The sequence below is a fragment of the Streptomyces sp. MI02-7b genome, assembly GCF_033793585.1.
GTDB lineage: Bacteria > Actinomycetota > Actinomycetes > Streptomycetales > Streptomycetaceae > Actinacidiphila.
This window is the reverse complement of record NZ_JARAWX010000021.1, coordinates 1-15,788: the sequence shown is the minus strand read 5'-3', so window position 1 is coordinate 15,788 and position 15,788 is coordinate 1. Positions and strand designations below refer to the sequence as shown.

Genomic DNA, 15,788 nt, shown 5'->3' with positions numbered 1-15,788 from the left:
GCATGGCGGTGCCACCGCAAGGCGAAGGGCCCGCCCCCTCCGGGGGGCGGGCCCTGTTGCTTTCCCCGAGCGGCTCAGGCGAAGGCGAAGTGCACCACGCCGTAGGTGGCCGCGGCCACCAGCGCCGCGGCCGGCATGGTGATGAACCAGCCGGCGACGATGTTCTTGGCGACGCCCCAGCGGACCGCGTTGACCCGCTTCGTCGCACCGACGCCCATGATGGCCGAGGTGATGACGTGGGTCGTGGAGATCGGCGCCTTGAAGATGTAGGCCGTGGTGTAGAGGATCGACGCCGCCGTGGTCTCCGCGGCGAAGCCCTGCGGCGGGTCCAGCTCGATGATCTTCCGGCCCAGGGTCCGCATGATGCGCCAGCCGCCCGCGTACGTACCGAGCGAGAGCATGGCCGCGCAGACGAGCTTGACCCAGACCGGGATCCCGTCGCCCGCCTTCTGCACGTCGGCGATGGTCAGGGCGAGCACCACCACACCCATGGTCTTCTGGGCGTCCTGCAGGCCGTGGCCGAGCGCCATGCCCGCCGCCGAGACGGTCTGCGCGATCCGGAAGCCGCGCTTGGCCTTGTTCGGGTTGGCCCTGCGGAAGATCCACAGGATGGCCAGCATGACCAGGTAGCCGACCAGCAGGCCGACGATCGGCGACAGGAACATCGGCAGGACGACCTTGTCGATCACACCGGACCAGATGACCCCGGTGCCGCCGGCCAGCGCCGCGCCCACCAGACCGCCGAACAGGGCGTGGCTGCTGGAGGAGGGCAGGCCGTAGTACCAGGTGACCAGGTTCCAGACGATCGCCCCGATCAGCGCGGCGAACAGGATGCCCATCCCCGACCGGCCGGACGGGGTCTCGATGAGGCCCTCGCTGACGGTCTTGGCGACCCCGGTGCCGAGGAAGGCGCCCGCGAGGTTCATCACGGCGGCCATGGCCAGCGCGGCCCGCGGGGTCAGCGCCCGGGTGGACACCGAGGTGGCGATGGCGTTCGCCGAGTCGTGGAAGCCATTGGTGTACGTGAAGAAGAGCGCGACCCCGACGGTCACGACCAGAGCGAAGGTCTCCACCTGGGTCAGGACTCCTTGACCGCGATGGTCTCCACGGTGTTGGCCACGTGCTCGAAGGCGTCCGCCGCCTCTTCCAGGACGTCCACGATCTGCTTGAGCTTGAGCACCTCGATGGCGTCGTACTTGCCGCTGAAGAGGTGGGCCAGCAGCTTGCGGTGGATCTGGTCGGCCTGGTTCTCCAGGCGGTTGACCTCGATCCAGTACTCGGTGAGGTTGTCCATCGTGCGCAGGTGCGGCATCGCCTCGGCGGTCAGCTCGGCGGCCCGGGCCAGCACCTCGATCTGCTGCTCGACCCCGCGCGGCAGTTCCTCGATCTGGTAGAGGACGACCAGGTCGACGGCCTCCTCCATGAAGTCCATGATGTCGTCGAGGGAGGAGGCGAGGGAGTAGATGTCCTCCCGGTCGAAGGGCGTGATGAAGGAGGAGTTCAGCTGGTGGAAGATCGCGTGGGTCGCGTCGTCCCCCGCGTGCTCCGCCGCCCGCATCCGCTCGGCGATCTCCGCGCGCGTGGCGGAGTCGGCTCCGAGGAGTTCCATCAGGAGCTTCGATCCTGTGACGATGTTGTCCGCGGACGCGGCGAACATGTCGTAGAAGCTCGTCTCCCTTGGGGTCAGACGAAAGCGCACGTGAAGTCCTCGGAATACATCGGTTTCGGTCGCATTGATGCTAGGCGCATCGCACGGCCAGGGCTAACCGGCGTCTTACAGTGTCGCTCATGGTCGCAAACGGTCCCCATCGGGGCTCCTCCCCGTGCACGCTCGCACAATGAGGCGAATTCGGTACGATATACCCGGCAGGGGTATATCGGGGGCAGGAGGGACGCCATGACGGTCACCGAGACCGGCGACACGGCTCCGCACGGCGAACAGCCGGGGGCCGACGGAGCCGACGGGTCCGCGGAGCATCCGCCGCATCAGCACGGGTACGCCGAACAGAGGGACCAGCACCTGAAGCGGCTGCGCCGTATCGAGGGGCAGATCCGGGGCCTCCAGCGGATGGTCGAGCAGGACGTGTACTGCATCGACATCCTTACCCAGGTGTCCGCCGGCACAAAGGCCCTGCAGTCCTTCGCCCTGCAACTGCTCGAGGAGCACCTGCGGCACTGCGTCGCCGACGCGGCCGCCAAGGGTGGCCCCGAAGCGGACGACAAGGTCGCCGAGGCCACCGCCGCCATAGCCCGGCTGCTGCGGAGCTAGCCGCGCCGGCGCCCCTGCGCGGGGACGCGTGGTTCCACCTTGAGCACCTCATCGATGCGCTCGGAGCTCAGCCGTTCCTCGGCGGTCGCCGAGGCGGCGATCATCAGCTCGCAGCACAACTCGATCTCCGCGAGGGCCACGTGGACCTGATCGTCCTGGTCCAGGAGCCACATCGCCACGTGCACCACCTCCTCCCCGCCCAGCGTAGGGACCGGCGCACGGTCCGTGCATGACACGGACGGGCCATTTCCGCAAGGTTCTAGGGACCGGCCGCAGAAACGATCTTCCCGGTGTAGATGTCGGTCGCGTGCGGCAGGACGACCCGTACCGGCGCCCCGAAAGAGTACATCCCGGTGGTCGAGACCACCGTGACCGCGGTCGGGGCACTCTGGCCGCCCGCGACCCCGGCGTTGGCGAAGGTGAAACGCTGCCGGACCTTGCGCAGCAGACCGGCGTCGTCCAGGTAGGCGTCGAAAGGCACCCGCGTCACGGAGAACCCGCCCGCCGCCGCCCGCAACGAGCCGCGGGCCGGCGCCGAGGACGTCTCCGCGGCCCGCGCGATGTCCGTCACACCCCGGTAGTGCCGCACCCGGGCGCCGTCCACCGTCTCCACGCCCACCAGCCGCACGTCGCGGGCGCCGCGCAGCAGCTCCGCCGCGACCAGCGGGTCGGTCGCGCCGCCGGTGACGAGATTGCCGTCCGGCAGCCGGGTGGTGTCGACCCACACCCACTTGTCGGCCGGGACGCCCTCGCCCCGGTTCTTCATGTAGAGCGCCCCGGGGGTCAGCAGCTCCGTGACCGGCGCGTGCTCCGCGGCACCCGCGGCGTCGGGCGGCAGTACGAGCCGGAGGCTGCCGCGCCGCGCGGCGTAGTCGAAGCTCCCGGTGCCGGTGATGGTGAGCTTGGTACCGCCGCTGGCGGTCTCCATCGACGTGCGGACCTTCGAGCTGCCGGCCCGGACCAGCGCGTCGGCCGCCTGCCGCACCGCGCGATCCGCGTCACGGGGAGCGGTACCCACCTCCACGGCCTCGCCGCTGCCGGAGCATCCCGCGAGTGCGGTCGCGCACATCCCGAGTCCCACGGCCGCGGCGGTCGCCCGACTGACCTGCCCCATCTGCGCCTACCCCCTGCACCGTGCCGCCGTCCAGGCCCTCACGCGGCATAACGAGGGTCAGGGCACCGCGTCACGGCCGGTAGCTTTGACGCGTGCGCCCCAGTGATCCCCCTCCCCCGCACCACGCCACCACCAAGGAGAAGGGCTCCTTCTCCTTCGCGACCTGCTCGTGCGGATGGCGCGGCCCTTCGCGCCGGGCCCGCGAACGCGCCCGGCGCGACGCCGCCGAGCACGCCGGGTCCTGACCGCCGGCGCGCGTCCCGCCGGTGTGGCGTACGCCTCACAACCGACGCACCCCTCCCGCCGTCATCACCAGAGGAAGCACAGGGTTTCCAGAGCGAGAGGGCGCCCACGTTGAACCGACGAGCACTCATCCGCGGGGGCGCCGGCATCACCGCCGCGACCTGGCTGACCGCGGCCTGCGGCCCGGCCGGGTCCGGGAACCCGGCAGCCACCGGGAGCCGCATACCCAGTGACGCGCCCACCGTGACCGGTACGCCCACCGCCGCGAGCGGACCCCCCGCGGGCGCCACCAGCGCCGCCGCGACCGTCCCGCCCGACTGGAAGGCCCTCGGCCACTCCCTCGGCGGCCGGCTCGTCCGCCCCGGCGACGCGGACTACGCCACCGCCAGGCTGCTGTACAACACGCGCTTCGACGGCCAGCGGCCGGCCGCGGTCGCCTACGTCTCCGGCACCGAGGACATCCGCGAGTGCCTGGACTTCGCCCGCCGCACCGGCGTCCCCGTCTCGATCCGCAACGGCGGCCACTCCTACGCCGGCTACTCGGGCGGCAAGGGCAGACTCGTCCTGGACGTCTCGTCCCTCGCGAAGATCACCCGCTCCGGCTCCTCGGCCACCATCGGCGCCGGCGCCAAACTGATCGACGTCTACACCCGGCTCGGCGCCGCGGGCCGCACCCTGCCGGCCGGCTCCTGCCCGACCGTCGGCATCTCCGGACTCACCCTCGGCGGCGGCCACGGTGTGATCAGCCGGGCCTACGGGCTGACCTGCGACAGCCTCACCGCTGCCGAGATCGTCACCGCGGGCGGGCGGGTGCTGCGCTGCAGCGCCGACGAGAACCCCGAGCTGTTCTGGGCGCTGCGCGGCGCGGGCGGCGGCCAGTTCGGCGTCGTCACGAGCCTGACGTTCACCACCCAGGCCGCGCCGCAGGTCGTCACCGGCTACCTGACCTGGCCGTGGAGCAAGGCCGCGGCGGTCATCCGCGCCTGGCAGGAGTGGGGCCCCACGCAGCCGGACCAGATCTGGTCCGCGCTGCACCTGGACAAGTCGGGCTCCGGTTCCCCGCAGATCAGCATCGCCACCGTCGGCATCACCTCCCGCACGGAGCTCGCCAACGCCGTCGACCGGCTCGCCGACACCATCGGCTCCCCCGCGAGCAGCGTCTCGCTGCACCCGCGGCCCTACCTCGACGCGACGCTCGCCTACGCGGGCTGCTCGGACAAGAGCACCGCCGAGTGCCATCTGCCCGGGACGACCCCGGGCCGCAGCCCGTCCGGCCGCCTCGGCCGCGAGACGTACACCGCGCGGTCCGACTTCTACGACCGCTCCCTGTCCGAGGCCGGCATCCAGACCCTGCTCTCCCAGGTCGGCGCGCTGCGCTCGGGCGCCGGCAGCGTCTCGCTCACCGCCCTCGGCGGCGCCGTCAACCGGGTCTCCCCGACCGCCACGGCCTTCGTCCACCGCCGCTCGCGCTTCCTCGCGCAGTACATAGAGACCCCGGGCACCACCCAGTGGCTCGACGGGCTGCACAGCGCGATGCGCCGGTACGCCTCGGGCGCCGCCTACCAGAACTACACCGACCCGACGCTGACCGACTGGCGCGCCGCCTACTACGGCTCCGCCGCGGACAAGCTCACCCGCCTGAAGGCCCGCTACGACCCCACCCGGCTGTTCGCCTTCCAGCAGGCCCTGTAGGGCCGCCTGCGGGCCCGCGGCAGGCGCGGGGAACGGGAGGGAGCCCCTCAGGCCGCCAGGTCCTTGTCGACGGCCGTGGGCTCCGGGTACGGCTCCCCGCGCCGCGCCGCCGGCGTCCCGGCCGCCCGGGGCGCCCGTACCAGCAGCCCCGCCCGGGAGGCGGCCACCGCCGTCATGAGCGGCGTCAACAGGGCCAGCGCGAAGGGTGCCAGGAGCAGCGCGACGGCCGTGCCGAGGGCGAAGCCGCCCAGTACGTCGGTGGGGTAGTGCACGCCCATGTAGACCCGGCAGAAGCCCTCGGCGAGCGCGACCGCGACGGCGGTCAGCCCCCACTTGCGGCTGACCAGGAAGAGGCCGACGGCCACCGCCATCGTCACGGTCGCGTGGTCGCTGACGAACGAGTAGCGGCCCGTACTCGTGACCAGCACGTCCAGGCCCTGGTGTTCGGCGAACGGCCGCGGCCGGTCCACGAAGTTGCGCAACGGGACGTTCAGCAGCACCGCGACGCCGCCCGCGAGCCCGGCCCAGACCACGCCGGCGACCGCCGCCGGGGCCTCGGAACCGCCGCGGCGCGCCACTCGCCACCAGCACCATCCGGCGAGCAGCACCATGAGCAGGATCAGCCCGTACTCGGCCATGCCCTCCACGGCGCGGTCCAGCCAGCGCGGTGCGAGCTTCGCGAGCCCGTTGATGTCACGGAGCAGACTGACATCCGGGTTGGAGCCGTCCAGTGAAAGCGCTGCCACCGGTGCACCCCTAACTGTCTCCGCGGCATCCCCGCGCACGAACGACACGAGGCCGGAGGAGCCATTGTCACCCGTCCAACGAGCCGCACGGTACGCGGCGTTCCGGTCTCCACCGGATGATCACCAGGACGTTACCGAAGGGAGACCCGCGGCGCCGCGACGGCGGGCGCTCAGACCGCCGCCGCGCCCGCCGCCGTCACCCGCGTCGCGCCGATGTAGTCCGGGCTGTCGATCCTGTCGAAGCGGATGACCGCGCCCGTGTAGGGGGCGTTGATCATGTACCCGCCGCCGACGTAGATCCCGACGTGGTGGATCGTGCGCGGGTCGGTCAGGTCGTTGGCGAAGAAGACCAGGTCCCCCGGGAGCAGCTCGTCGCGCTTGGGATGCGGCCCGGCGTTCCACTGGTCGTTGGCCACGCGCGGCAGCTCGATGCCGACCGACTCGTACGCCGCCTTCGTCAGCCCCGAGCAGTCGAAGCGCCCGCCCTGGTCCGCCGTGCCGTTGCCGCCCCACAGGTACGGGGTGCCCAGCTTCTCCTGTGCGTAGTAGATGGCGCCCGCCGCCTGCCGGGAGGGCGCGACCGCGCCGACCGGCGCCGCGAAGCTCTTCTCCAGCGTGGTGATGATCCGGACGTAGTTCTGCGTCTCGCGGATGCGCGGCACCCCGCCGGCCTGAATCACCCGGTACGCGCCCGCGTTGTACGCGGCGAGCATGTTCTCCGTCGGATCGCCCGGGACGTCCTTCACGTACTGCGCGAGCTCGCAGTCGTACGACGCCGCGGACGGAATCGCGTCCCGCGGGTCCCAGACGTCGCGGTCGCCGTCACCGTCGCCGTCCACACCGTGCGTGGCCCACGTCCCGGGGATGAACTGCGCGATGCCCTGCGCCTGCGCCTGGCTGCGCGCCTGCGGGTTCCAGCCGCTCTCCTGGTACAGCTGGGCCGCCAGCAGCGCCGGGTTGATGGCGTCGCACAGGTTCCCCCACTTCTGCACGATGCTCTGGTACGCCGCGGGCACGGCCCCCTTGGCGAGCGCCACCGCGCCACCTCCGCCGCCCGCCAGGCTTGCCGCCACCAGGTACGTGCCGACGACGAGCAGCGTGACGAACGACATGAACAGTCCGCCGACCACCCCCGCCAGCCACCAGGCCTTGCGCGCCGAACGACCCGCCGCCGCCACCCGCCCCACCCTCCTCGTGTGCCTGCCCGCTCACCCTGCCCGGCACGGAACGTGACGGTACGCCAGGCCCCGGGAAGCATCCCCGGCCAGCGCGCCGCCAATCGTTGCCCTCCGCTCACCACCGTGATACACAGAGTAGTCAACTAAGTCCCATCGAACACCGGCTCGCACGCCGCTGCGACCATTTTGACGGCTGCGGCCCGGATCACACGGGGGAATCGGCTGAGAAAGTCGCTGAGTCGACATACGACGGCGACATCCTCCGCCAAGATAGACCTTGGCTCCTTGCGCCCCGGCGAGGATGCCAACTGATCTAGCGTGGTGGTGAGTTCTCATGTTCCTGGCGGCCGACAAGGGCGACATCAACACCATCATTGGTGGTATCGCCCCGGACTGGGGGCCGTTCGGCTCCTTGGGGAACGAAGCGCGCGTGATGATCGAGGTGGTGATGGCAGTAGCGATTCTGCTCTGTCTCGCCATCGCGATCTGGGGCGCCGCGAAACAGCGCATCGGAGCGACGGCGCTCCGTGACACCTTCAGTGCCGAACAGGGCAAGGGCCTGATCATCGCCGGACTGACCGGCGTGTTCATCATCGGCTCCCTCGGCACCCTGTTCACCATCGTCTACGGGATGGCGGTCTAGCGACCGCGCTCCGGGCACCCCGCCCCGTCCCCTGCGCACTGTCCCCAAGGGGCCCGTCCCGGCCCCGTCCCCCACCCGAGGCTGCGTACTGATGCCCACTCAACCGACGATCCCCAAGGGGGCGAGCCCCCGATGAGCCTCGGCCAGGACGGCCCGCCCACGCGCACCCGGCTGCCCGAGTCCCCGGGCGGCAGCGGCGTCCCGGCGCGCCGCCCCGCGCGCTCCAGCCGCAGCCTCGTCACGGTCGTCGGCGTCGTCGTCCTCCTCATCGCCGCCATCGCCTTCGTCAACCGCGGCGGCGACCACGGCGGGGGGACCGCGGGCTCCGGCAACGGCGACCGCGCCGCGGGCGGCGGCACCGCCCCCCAGCCCACCGCCGCCACCGGCACCCGCCCGGTCGACGGCAAGTCCGCGGGCATCCCCACGGGGTACTCCCGCACGGACCAGGGCGCGCAGTCCGCCGCGGCCAACTACGCGGTGGCCCTGGGCTCGGACGGCATGTTCGCCCCGGACCGGCGGGCCACTATCGTCGACACCGTGTACGCGCCCGACGTGGCAGCCGCTCAACGCCGTGACCTCGACGGCGTCTACTCCGACCCCGCCTTCCTCGGTCGGATCGGCCTCGGCGACAACGGCGCCCCGCCGGACGGAATGACGTTCGTCTCCCGGACGACCCCGGTCGGCACGAAGCTCGACTCCCTGTCGGGTGACTCCGCCGTCGTGGAGGTCTGGTACTCGTCCCTGTTCGGACTGGCGGGCGAGGGCTCCACCAACCCCGTGTCGGAGAGCTGGTACACCAACACGTTCCGCCTCAAGTGGGTCGGCGGGGACTGGAAGATCGTCGACTTCGAGCAGAAGGACGGCCCGACGCCGGTCGGCCGCGACCAAACCGCCTCGTCCGCCGACGAGATGTCCGATGCCGTGAACGGGTTCGGGGGGTTCACCTATGCCCGGTAGCCGCCGTGCCGTCAGCTTCGCCGCCGCGTTCGCGGGCGTGCAGGCCACGGCCGTCCTCCTCGCCTCGCGGGCGTTCGCCGCCCCCTCCCCCACGCCCGCACCGAGCTCGAGCAGCAACGCCTGCGACCTCATCCGCGGGCCCGCACGGGCCTACTGCGAAGGCGGCGACGGCTCCGGCGGTCACACGCCCTCCGTCGCTGACCCCCTCGACCCCCTGTCCTCGCTCGCCAAGGGCTGCGCCGAAGCCGCCGCCTGGGTCATCAAGGGCCTGTCGGAGGCGGTCACGAAGACCGCCGCTGTGGACTTCACCAACGGGGCGTTCCGCACCCAGTACGCCATCGTCTTCGCCGCCTCCACGTTCCTCACCCTGCTCCTGTGGCTGCTGGCCGTGGCCAAGCGCGCCGTGCGCGGCGTGCCGCTGACCGAGGCGCTGACGGAGGCTGTCGGCTTCCTGTGGCTGACCGTCATCGCCTCCGCCTTCACCCCACTGATCCTGTACACCGTGGTGTCCGCGACCGACGCCATCACCGACGTCATCGCATCCGGCACGGCCGCCAACACAGACGTGTTCTTCGGGTCGTTCACGGACGCCCTCACCAAGGGCTCCGACATCGGCGGCGGCCCGATCATGCTGATCGTGGTCTCCCTGGTCTCCGTGCTCGCCGCCGGCGTCCTGTGGCTGGAACTGGTGATCCGGGCCGCCCTGCTGTACGTCGGCGCGCTGCTCGGCACCGCGGTGTACTCCGGCCTGGTCGACAAGAACATGTGGCACCACGTGCGCCGCTGGGCCGGGATCATGATCGCGGTGATCCTGGTGAAGCCGGTCATCGTGATCGTGCTGGGGCTGGCGGGCGCGCTCAGCGGCTCCGACGGGCCCACCGCCTTCGGCGCCGTCGTGTCGGGCCTGGCCATCATCCTGCTGGCCATCTTCGCCAGCGCGATGATCTACCGCTTCGTCCCCGGCTTCGGCGACGACGTGGCCAGCCTGCGCAGCAACCGCAAGGCGAGCGCCCAGTCCCAGGCCGCCGCCGTCGTCTCCTCGCCGGCCGCCCTCGTCAAGCAGGGCATCAACACGCACAGCTCCCGCGGCGGGGGCCAGGAGCAGCCCACGGGCGGCGGCGGAGGCCAGCCCGCCAACACCGTGCCCAGCGGCATCGCCGCCCACAGCAGCCGGAACGGCGGCTCCACTGCCCCGGCCCCCGCACCGGCCCCGCGCACCAATCCCGACCGCGGCAACGGCGGGAAGAGCACCACAGCAGGAGGCGAAAGCCGGTGACGTCCCAGCCCTACGCCGCCCCGCAGCAGCGCCGTACGTATCTGATCGGCAAGGCCCGCCCCAACGCCATCGTGGGCAAGAACCGCGAGACGGGCGAGATCGCCCTGATCATCGCGGGCGCCTTCCTCGGCATGATGTCCGGTCTGCTCATCCCGATCCTGCCGCTGCGCATCCTGGGTCTGACCGGCTGGCCGCTGCTCGCCTTCGCCGCCGTCTACATGCCGTACCGGCGCCGCACCTTCTACCGCTGGTTCGAGATCAACCGCACCTACCGCAGGACGCTGCGCTCCACGCCGACGTACCGCTCGGCGGCCCTCGAGGCGGGCACCCGGCTCGACGGCCGGGAGATCGAGATCGGCCCGCCGCCTGGCATCGGGCGCATCACCTGGCTGTCGGCGCCCTTCGGGCCGGACGAGATCGCGGTCCTGCTGCACGTCGACCGCCGCACGGTCACTGCGGCCATCGAGATCGAGGGCCCCGGTGTCGGCCTGCGCGACAGCGAGGACCAGGAGGCCCTGGTCGACCGGTTCGGCACCCTGCTGAAGCACGTGGCAAACGGCGACGGCTTCGTCACCCGGCTGCAGATGCTGGCCCGCACCCTCCCCGCCGACCCCGACGCCCACGCCAAGGACGTCGCCCAGCGCGGCGACGACCGCGCCGACCAGTGGCTCAAGGACTCGTACGAACAGCTGCAGTCCATGGTGTCGACCTCCTCCGAGCAGCACCGCGCCTACCTCGTCGCCTGCATGCACTACAGCCGCGAACTCGCCGCCGAGGGCAACGCCATCGCCCGGGCCGCCGGCGCCGGCCGCAAGGCCCTCGACAAGGACGCGGGCATCGCCGCGGTCATGGCCCGCGAGCTGACCGACATCTGCGCCCGGCTCACCGAGGCCGACATCCGTGTCCGCCAGCCCCTCGGGCAGGCCCGGCTGGCGTCCCTCATCCACTCGATGTACGACCCGGACCACCCGATCGACCACATCCAGGCGATGACCCGCCGCAACGCCTGGCCGGCCGAACTGGACGCCACCGAGCCGACGTACCTCCAGGCCAAGACCCGCGAGTCGGCCACCCGCGCCCCCTGGTGCCACTCCACGGCGTGGGTCAAGGAGTGGCCGCTCACCCCGGTCGGGGTCAACTTCCTGGCGCCGCTGCTCGTCCACACCCCGGACGTGATCCGCACGGTCGCCGTCTGCATGGACCTGGAACCCACCGACGTCGCCATCGAGCGCATGCTCACCGAGAAGACCAACGACGACGCCGACGCCAGCCGGGCCGCCAAGATGAACCGCGTGGTCGACCCCCGCGACATCGCCCACCACAGCCGTATCGACCAGCGCGGCGAAGACCTCGCCTCCGGCGCCGCGGGCGTCAACCTGGTCGGCTACATCACGGTGTCCTCCCGCTCCCCCGAGGCACTCGCCCGCGACAAGCGCACGATCCGCGCCTCCGCGGGCAAGTCGTACCTCAAGCTGGAGTGGTGCGACCGCGAGCACCACCGGGCGTTCGTCAACACGCTTCCGTTCGCGACCGGCATCCGCCGGTAGCCGGGAGGACGAGCATGCGCCCATGCGCACGTGACGCCCCGCCCGCAGGGGCGGCGCTGATGGGAAGGACGACAGGGACAACGATGCCGAGCCGAGGCCCGCGCCGCAGGCGCGCCGACCGCTGACGCCGAGGAGGCGCTCCCCCCATGGCCATGCTGGACCCCCTCGCAGCGATCACCGACGCCTTCACCGGCTTCCTCTTCGGCAAGGTGGAGAGCACCCGCCTCCCCGTCCGCACCTCCACGGGCCAGGCCCAGGCCGTCTACCTGCCGACCGCGGCTCCCGGCCTCGGCGACTCGGGCGTGATCATCGGCCGAGAGGTCTATTCCGGCAAGGGGTACATCTACGACCCCTTCCAGCTGTACGGGCAGCAACTGCCCGCACCGCACTGGCTGGTGCTCGGCGAGTCCGGCAACGGCAAGTCCGCCCTGGAGAAGACCTACGTGCTGCGGCAGCTGCGCTTCCGCGACCGCCAGGTCGTCGTCCTGGACGCGCAGGGCGAGGACGGCGTCGGCGAGTGGAACCTCATCGCCAAGGCGCTCGGAATAACTCCCATCCGGCTCGACCCGATGGCCGCCCTCGACGGCGGCATCAAGCTCAACCCGCTCGACCCCGCGATCACCACGACGGGCCAGCTGGCGCTGCTCCGCACGATCATCGAGGTCGCCATGGGCCACGGCCTGGACGAGCGGTCCGGCTTCGCGCTCAAGGTCGCCCACGCCTACGTGCACGAGACCGTGACGGACCGGCAGCCGATCCTGACCGACATCGTGGAGCGGCTGCGCCACCCCATGGAGGACTCCGCCGAGTCGATGAACGTCGACCTGGAGGACGTCCGCGCCTGGGGCCTGGACGTCGCGCTCGTGCTGGACCGGCTCGTCGACGGCGACCTGCGCGGCATGTTCGACGGCCCGACCACCGCCGGCATCGACCTGGACGCGCCGCTCATCGTCTTCGACCTGTCCCACATCGACCGCAACTCCATCGCCATGCCGATCCTCATGGCGATCGTCGGCGTCTGGCTGGAGCACACCTGGATCCGCCCCGACCGGAAGAAGCGCATCTTCCTGGTCGAGGAGGCCTGGCACATCATCAACAGCCCCTTCGTGGCCCAGCTCTTCCAGCGCCTGCTGAAGTTCGGCCGCCGGCTCGGACTGTCCTTCGTCGCCGTCGTCCACCACCTCTCCGACGTCGTGGACGGCGCCGCCGCCAAGGAGGCCGCGGCCATCCTCAAGATGGCCTCCACCCGCACCATCTACGCCCAGAAGGCCGACGAGGCCCGCTCCACCGGGCGGGTGCTGGGCCTGCCCCGGTGGGCGGTGGAGATCATCCCCACGCTCACCCCCGGCATCGCCGTCTGGGACGTCAACGGCAACGTCCAGGTCGTCAAGCACCTCATCACCGAGACCGAACGCCCCCTCGTCTACACCGACCGCGCCATGACCGAGGGCTCCGTCAACGACTACGACGAGGATCCGGCCCAGGGCGAACCCCCGGTCTCCCTCGACAAACACATGGCCGACGACGCGGTGGCCTGAACGGTGGCCTGACCATGGCGAGACAGCAGCACAGCAGCCAGGAGCGTGAGGGCGGCATCCCCGACGGCCTCATCCTGGGCGTGATCGGCTTCCTGCTCGGCATGACGATCCTGGTGTGGACGGGCACCGGGATAGCCGGGCTCCTCTCCCACCGCGCCTGGCCGGCCGACGTCCACTTCACCCGGACGCCCCTGGCCATGCGCCACCTCATCGCCCAGCCCCACGACATCGCGGGGGCCTGGGCTCCCGCCCCGCCGGCGGGACTGCCCGGGTCGGGTCTCTTCTGGGGCGTCTTCATCGGGCAGCTGATGGTGCTGTTCGTCCTCACCGTCTTCGTCATGGGAACCATCGCCCGCACCAGGCTGCGCCGGGCCGCCCGCCGCGCGGCGGCCAAGGCGGCGGCAGAGACCGCGGCGGAGACGGCGCCCGGCCAAGGCTCCGCGCCGCTGGTCCCGCGCCCCGCCAGACAGAGCCCCACGGCCACGGCGCCGGTGCCGGCTCCGTCTCCCGCGGTGGATCCCGCCGCGGACACCGACCCCGCCCCCGTGCGCGCCGAGCCCCCGGCGGCCGCCGAGGTCTCCGTCGACCGCGAGCTCACCCGCACCTACGCCGTGTTCGCCCCGCAGCGCGGCGACAAGGGCAAGCGCCTGGTCCAGCCGGCCGTCCTCAACGCCGCGGGCCCGGTCGTCGTCACCACCGCCGACCCCGACACGTTCCACCAGACCGTCGGCAACCGCGCCAAGCTCGGACCGGTCCACGTCTTTGACCCTGCCCACCTCGTCGACACCCCGGCCCGGCTGCGCTGGGCGCCCCACACGGGCTGCGAGGACGTCCCCACGGCCATCACCCGATCCCGGGCCCTGCTGTTCCCCGTACGGCCCCGCGCGAGCCTCGACGCGGCCCTCTACGACGCCGCCGAGACCCTGCTGCGCTGCTGGCTGCACGCCGCCGCGGTGGACGGCCAGCCGTTCCGCCAGGTCCACCGCTGGGCGGGCGGCAGCAAGGGCCAGGACGCCGTACGCATCCTGCGCACCCACACCCGCGCCGCCCCCGGCTGGAGCGGCGAGCTGGAGTCGGTCCTGCACGCCCACGCCGACCGCCGCGACGCCGCCCAGGCCCTCGTCCACCGGGCCCTGGAATCGCTCAACTCCGTCCACATCAGGGACGCCTGCAACCCCGGCCGCGCCGACTCGCTCGACCTGGAGTCATTCCTGACGGATCTGGGCACGCTGTACGTGGTGGGCGAACTCAACGAGGACCCGCGAACCCACCCGGGTGCGATGCCGCTGCTCACCGCACTCGTCTCCAGCGTGGTCGAGCACGGCCGGCGCATGGCCGCCAGGTCACCCGCCGGTCGGCTCGACCCACCACTCACCCTCGTCCTCGACGACGTCGCGGCCCTGGCGCCGGTCCCGGAACTCCCGGACCTCCTCGCCACGGGTTCGAGCACCGGGCTCCCCACCCTGGCCGTGCTCCGGTCCCCCGAACAGGCCCGGGACCCCTGGCGCTCCCCGGTCTGGCAACGCGCCGACAAGCGCCTCGTCCTCGGCACCCAGCCCCCGGCTCTCCTCGCCGAGATCCCCGACGCGGTGCAGATGCCCTAGGAACGTTCCAGGGCCATCTCGTACTCGGTCTGCGACTCGTCCAGCGGGAACGCCATCGTCCGGCCCGTCCTGACGAAGCCGAGGCGCTTGTAGAACGCCTGCGCACGGTGGTTGTCCTCGTGCACCCACAGCCGCACCCGCCGCACGTTCTCCGGCAGCTGCCAGGACCATGCGACGGCCGCTCCGAGCAATTCCGAGGCCAGCGCGCCACCGCGGAATTCGGGCCGCACGTACACCCCGACCAGATGCGTCTGCGGCACGTCGTGCTGCTCACCGGTCTCGACGAGCACAGCGACATTGGCCACCCGATCGCCGGACTCGGTCTCCGCGACGAACGACTGCGTGCGCGCCCGCTCTTGCCACACCTCGTCCGGGAAAGCCGCCTCCGTGTCGTAGGTGTTGACGAAGGCCACACCACTCGCGGGGTCCTTGAGGGCTTCCAGCCGCAGTGCCCGCTGAGCACGCCACTCGTCGGGACGGGAGGCACGTATCGCATAGGTCGTCATGGCGCGATGGTACGCAAAAAAGCCTCAACCCCCGAACCGGAGTTCGGGGGTTGAGGCTGAAGAATTGTTCGGCGGCGTCCTACTCTCCCACAGGGTCCCCCCTGCAGTACCATCGGCGCTGAAAGGCTTAGCTTCCGGGTTCGAAATGTAACCGGGCGTTTCCCTAACGCTATGACCACCGAAACACTATGAAACTATCGAACCGGCACCAGCACACAAAAAATATGCCGGGGTTCGTTGTTTCAGAACTACACAGTGGACGCGAGCAACCTATGGACAAGCCCTCGGCTTATTAGTACCGGTCAGCTCCACCCATTACTGGGCTTCCACATCCGGCCTATCAACCCAGTCGTCTACTGGGAGCCTTAACCCCTCAAAGGGGGTGGGAGTCCTCATCTCGAAGCAGGCTTCCCGCTTAGATGCTTTCAGCGGTTATCCCTCCCGAACGTAGCCAACCAGCCATGCCCTTGGCAGG

Annotated in this window: 16 protein-coding genes and 2 rRNA genes; 9 read left to right on the top strand and 9 right to left on the bottom strand. The window is 71.3% G+C overall.

Annotated features, from left to right (window positions below; translation table 11 throughout):
* Positions 1-74 precede the first annotated feature (74 nt).
* Positions 75-1,073: an inorganic phosphate transporter gene (locus PV364_RS29510; RefSeq protein WP_319663460.1), complete on the bottom strand. Its 999-nt coding sequence runs from the start codon at positions 1,071-1,073 to the stop codon at positions 75-77.
* Between the two features lie 5 nt (positions 1,074-1,078).
* Positions 1,079-1,699, bottom strand: a complete 621-nt coding sequence (locus PV364_RS29505) for a DUF47 domain-containing protein (RefSeq protein WP_319663459.1) — start codon at positions 1,697-1,699, stop codon at positions 1,079-1,081.
* A 198-nt stretch (positions 1,700-1,897) separates the two neighbouring features.
* On the opposite strand from PV364_RS29505, the gene PV364_RS29500 reads away from it, so the two are divergent.
* A complete protein-coding gene (locus PV364_RS29500) occupies positions 1,898-2,269 on the top strand; it encodes a metal-sensitive transcriptional regulator (RefSeq protein ID WP_319663458.1) in 372 nt (123 codons plus the stop codon).
* Here PV364_RS29500 and PV364_RS29495 read toward each other — a convergent pair.
* Positions 2,266-2,448 carry a hypothetical protein gene (locus PV364_RS29495; RefSeq protein ID WP_319663623.1) on the bottom strand — a complete coding sequence of 61 codons (183 nt, stop codon included), beginning with the start codon at positions 2,446-2,448 and terminating at the stop codon, positions 2,266-2,268. The genes PV364_RS29500 and PV364_RS29495 overlap by 4 nt on opposite strands.
* A gap of 80 nt (positions 2,449-2,528) precedes the next feature.
* Positions 2,529-3,383 (bottom strand): hypothetical protein, encoded by an 855-nt coding sequence (locus tag PV364_RS29490; protein WP_319663457.1) that lies wholly within the window; start codon positions 3,381-3,383, stop codon positions 2,529-2,531.
* Positions 3,384-3,475: 92 nt separating this feature from the next.
* Between PV364_RS29490 and PV364_RS29485 the strand changes: the two genes are divergently transcribed.
* Positions 3,476-3,628 carry a hypothetical protein gene (locus PV364_RS29485; protein WP_319663456.1) on the top strand — a complete coding sequence of 51 codons (153 nt, stop codon included), beginning with the start codon at positions 3,476-3,478 and terminating at the stop codon, positions 3,626-3,628.
* Positions 3,629-3,737: 109 nt separating this feature from the next.
* Entirely contained in the window at positions 3,738-5,318 is a 1,581-nt protein-coding gene (locus PV364_RS29480; RefSeq protein WP_319663455.1) for an FAD-binding oxidoreductase, read from the top strand.
* A 47-nt stretch (positions 5,319-5,365) separates the two neighbouring features.
* On the opposite strand, the gene PV364_RS29475 is transcribed toward PV364_RS29480, so the two are convergent.
* Positions 5,366-6,064 (bottom strand): phosphatase PAP2 family protein, encoded by a 699-nt coding sequence (locus tag PV364_RS29475; RefSeq protein ID WP_319663454.1) that lies wholly within the window; start codon positions 6,062-6,064, stop codon positions 5,366-5,368.
* A 170-nt stretch (positions 6,065-6,234) separates the two neighbouring features.
* Complete coding sequence (locus PV364_RS29470; protein ID WP_319663612.1) at positions 6,235-7,176, bottom strand: bifunctional lytic transglycosylase/C40 family peptidase; 942 nt, start codon at positions 7,174-7,176, stop codon at positions 6,235-6,237.
* A 400-nt stretch (positions 7,177-7,576) separates the two neighbouring features.
* On the opposite strand from PV364_RS29470, the gene PV364_RS29465 reads away from it, so the two are divergent.
* The 6 genes from PV364_RS29465 (at position 7,577) to PV364_RS29440 (ending at position 14,807) form a co-directional block, all read left to right on the top strand.
* Positions 7,577-7,885 (top strand): hypothetical protein, encoded by a 309-nt coding sequence (locus tag PV364_RS29465; protein WP_319140882.1) that lies wholly within the window; start codon positions 7,577-7,579, stop codon positions 7,883-7,885.
* Positions 7,886-8,017: 132 nt separating this feature from the next.
* The gene (locus tag PV364_RS29460) at positions 8,018-8,842 is read left to right on the top strand and encodes a hypothetical protein (RefSeq protein WP_319663452.1); all 825 of its coding nucleotides are present in this window, start codon (positions 8,018-8,020) and stop codon (positions 8,840-8,842) included.
* Positions 8,832-10,118 (top strand): hypothetical protein, encoded by a 1,287-nt coding sequence (locus PV364_RS29455; protein ID WP_319663451.1) that lies wholly within the window; start codon positions 8,832-8,834, stop codon positions 10,116-10,118. The genes PV364_RS29460 and PV364_RS29455 overlap by 11 nt, the downstream gene beginning before the upstream one ends.
* Entirely contained in the window at positions 10,115-11,665 is a 1,551-nt protein-coding gene (locus PV364_RS29450) for an SCO6880 family protein (RefSeq protein WP_319663449.1), read from the top strand. The genes PV364_RS29455 and PV364_RS29450 overlap by 4 nt, the downstream gene beginning before the upstream one ends.
* A gap of 152 nt (positions 11,666-11,817) precedes the next feature.
* Positions 11,818-13,203 (top strand): ATP-binding protein, encoded by a 1,386-nt coding sequence (locus PV364_RS29445; RefSeq protein WP_319663611.1) that lies wholly within the window; start codon positions 11,818-11,820, stop codon positions 13,201-13,203.
* A gap of 14 nt (positions 13,204-13,217) precedes the next feature.
* Positions 13,218-14,807 (top strand): type VI secretion protein, encoded by a 1,590-nt coding sequence (locus PV364_RS29440; RefSeq protein WP_319663448.1) that lies wholly within the window; start codon positions 13,218-13,220, stop codon positions 14,805-14,807.
* On the opposite strand, the gene PV364_RS29435 is transcribed toward PV364_RS29440, so the two are convergent.
* From PV364_RS29435 to PV364_RS29425, 3 genes are all read right to left on the bottom strand, one after another.
* Entirely contained in the window at positions 14,804-15,313 is a 510-nt protein-coding gene (locus PV364_RS29435) for a GNAT family N-acetyltransferase (protein WP_319663446.1), read from the bottom strand. The two genes, PV364_RS29440 and PV364_RS29435, sit on opposite strands and share 4 nt — an antisense overlap.
* Positions 15,314-15,379: 66 nt before the next feature.
* Positions 15,380-15,496, bottom strand: a 5S ribosomal RNA gene (gene rrf, locus PV364_RS29430).
* Positions 15,497-15,585: 89 nt separating this feature from the next.
* Positions 15,586-15,788 (bottom strand): 23S ribosomal RNA (locus tag PV364_RS29425); the annotation flags it as partial.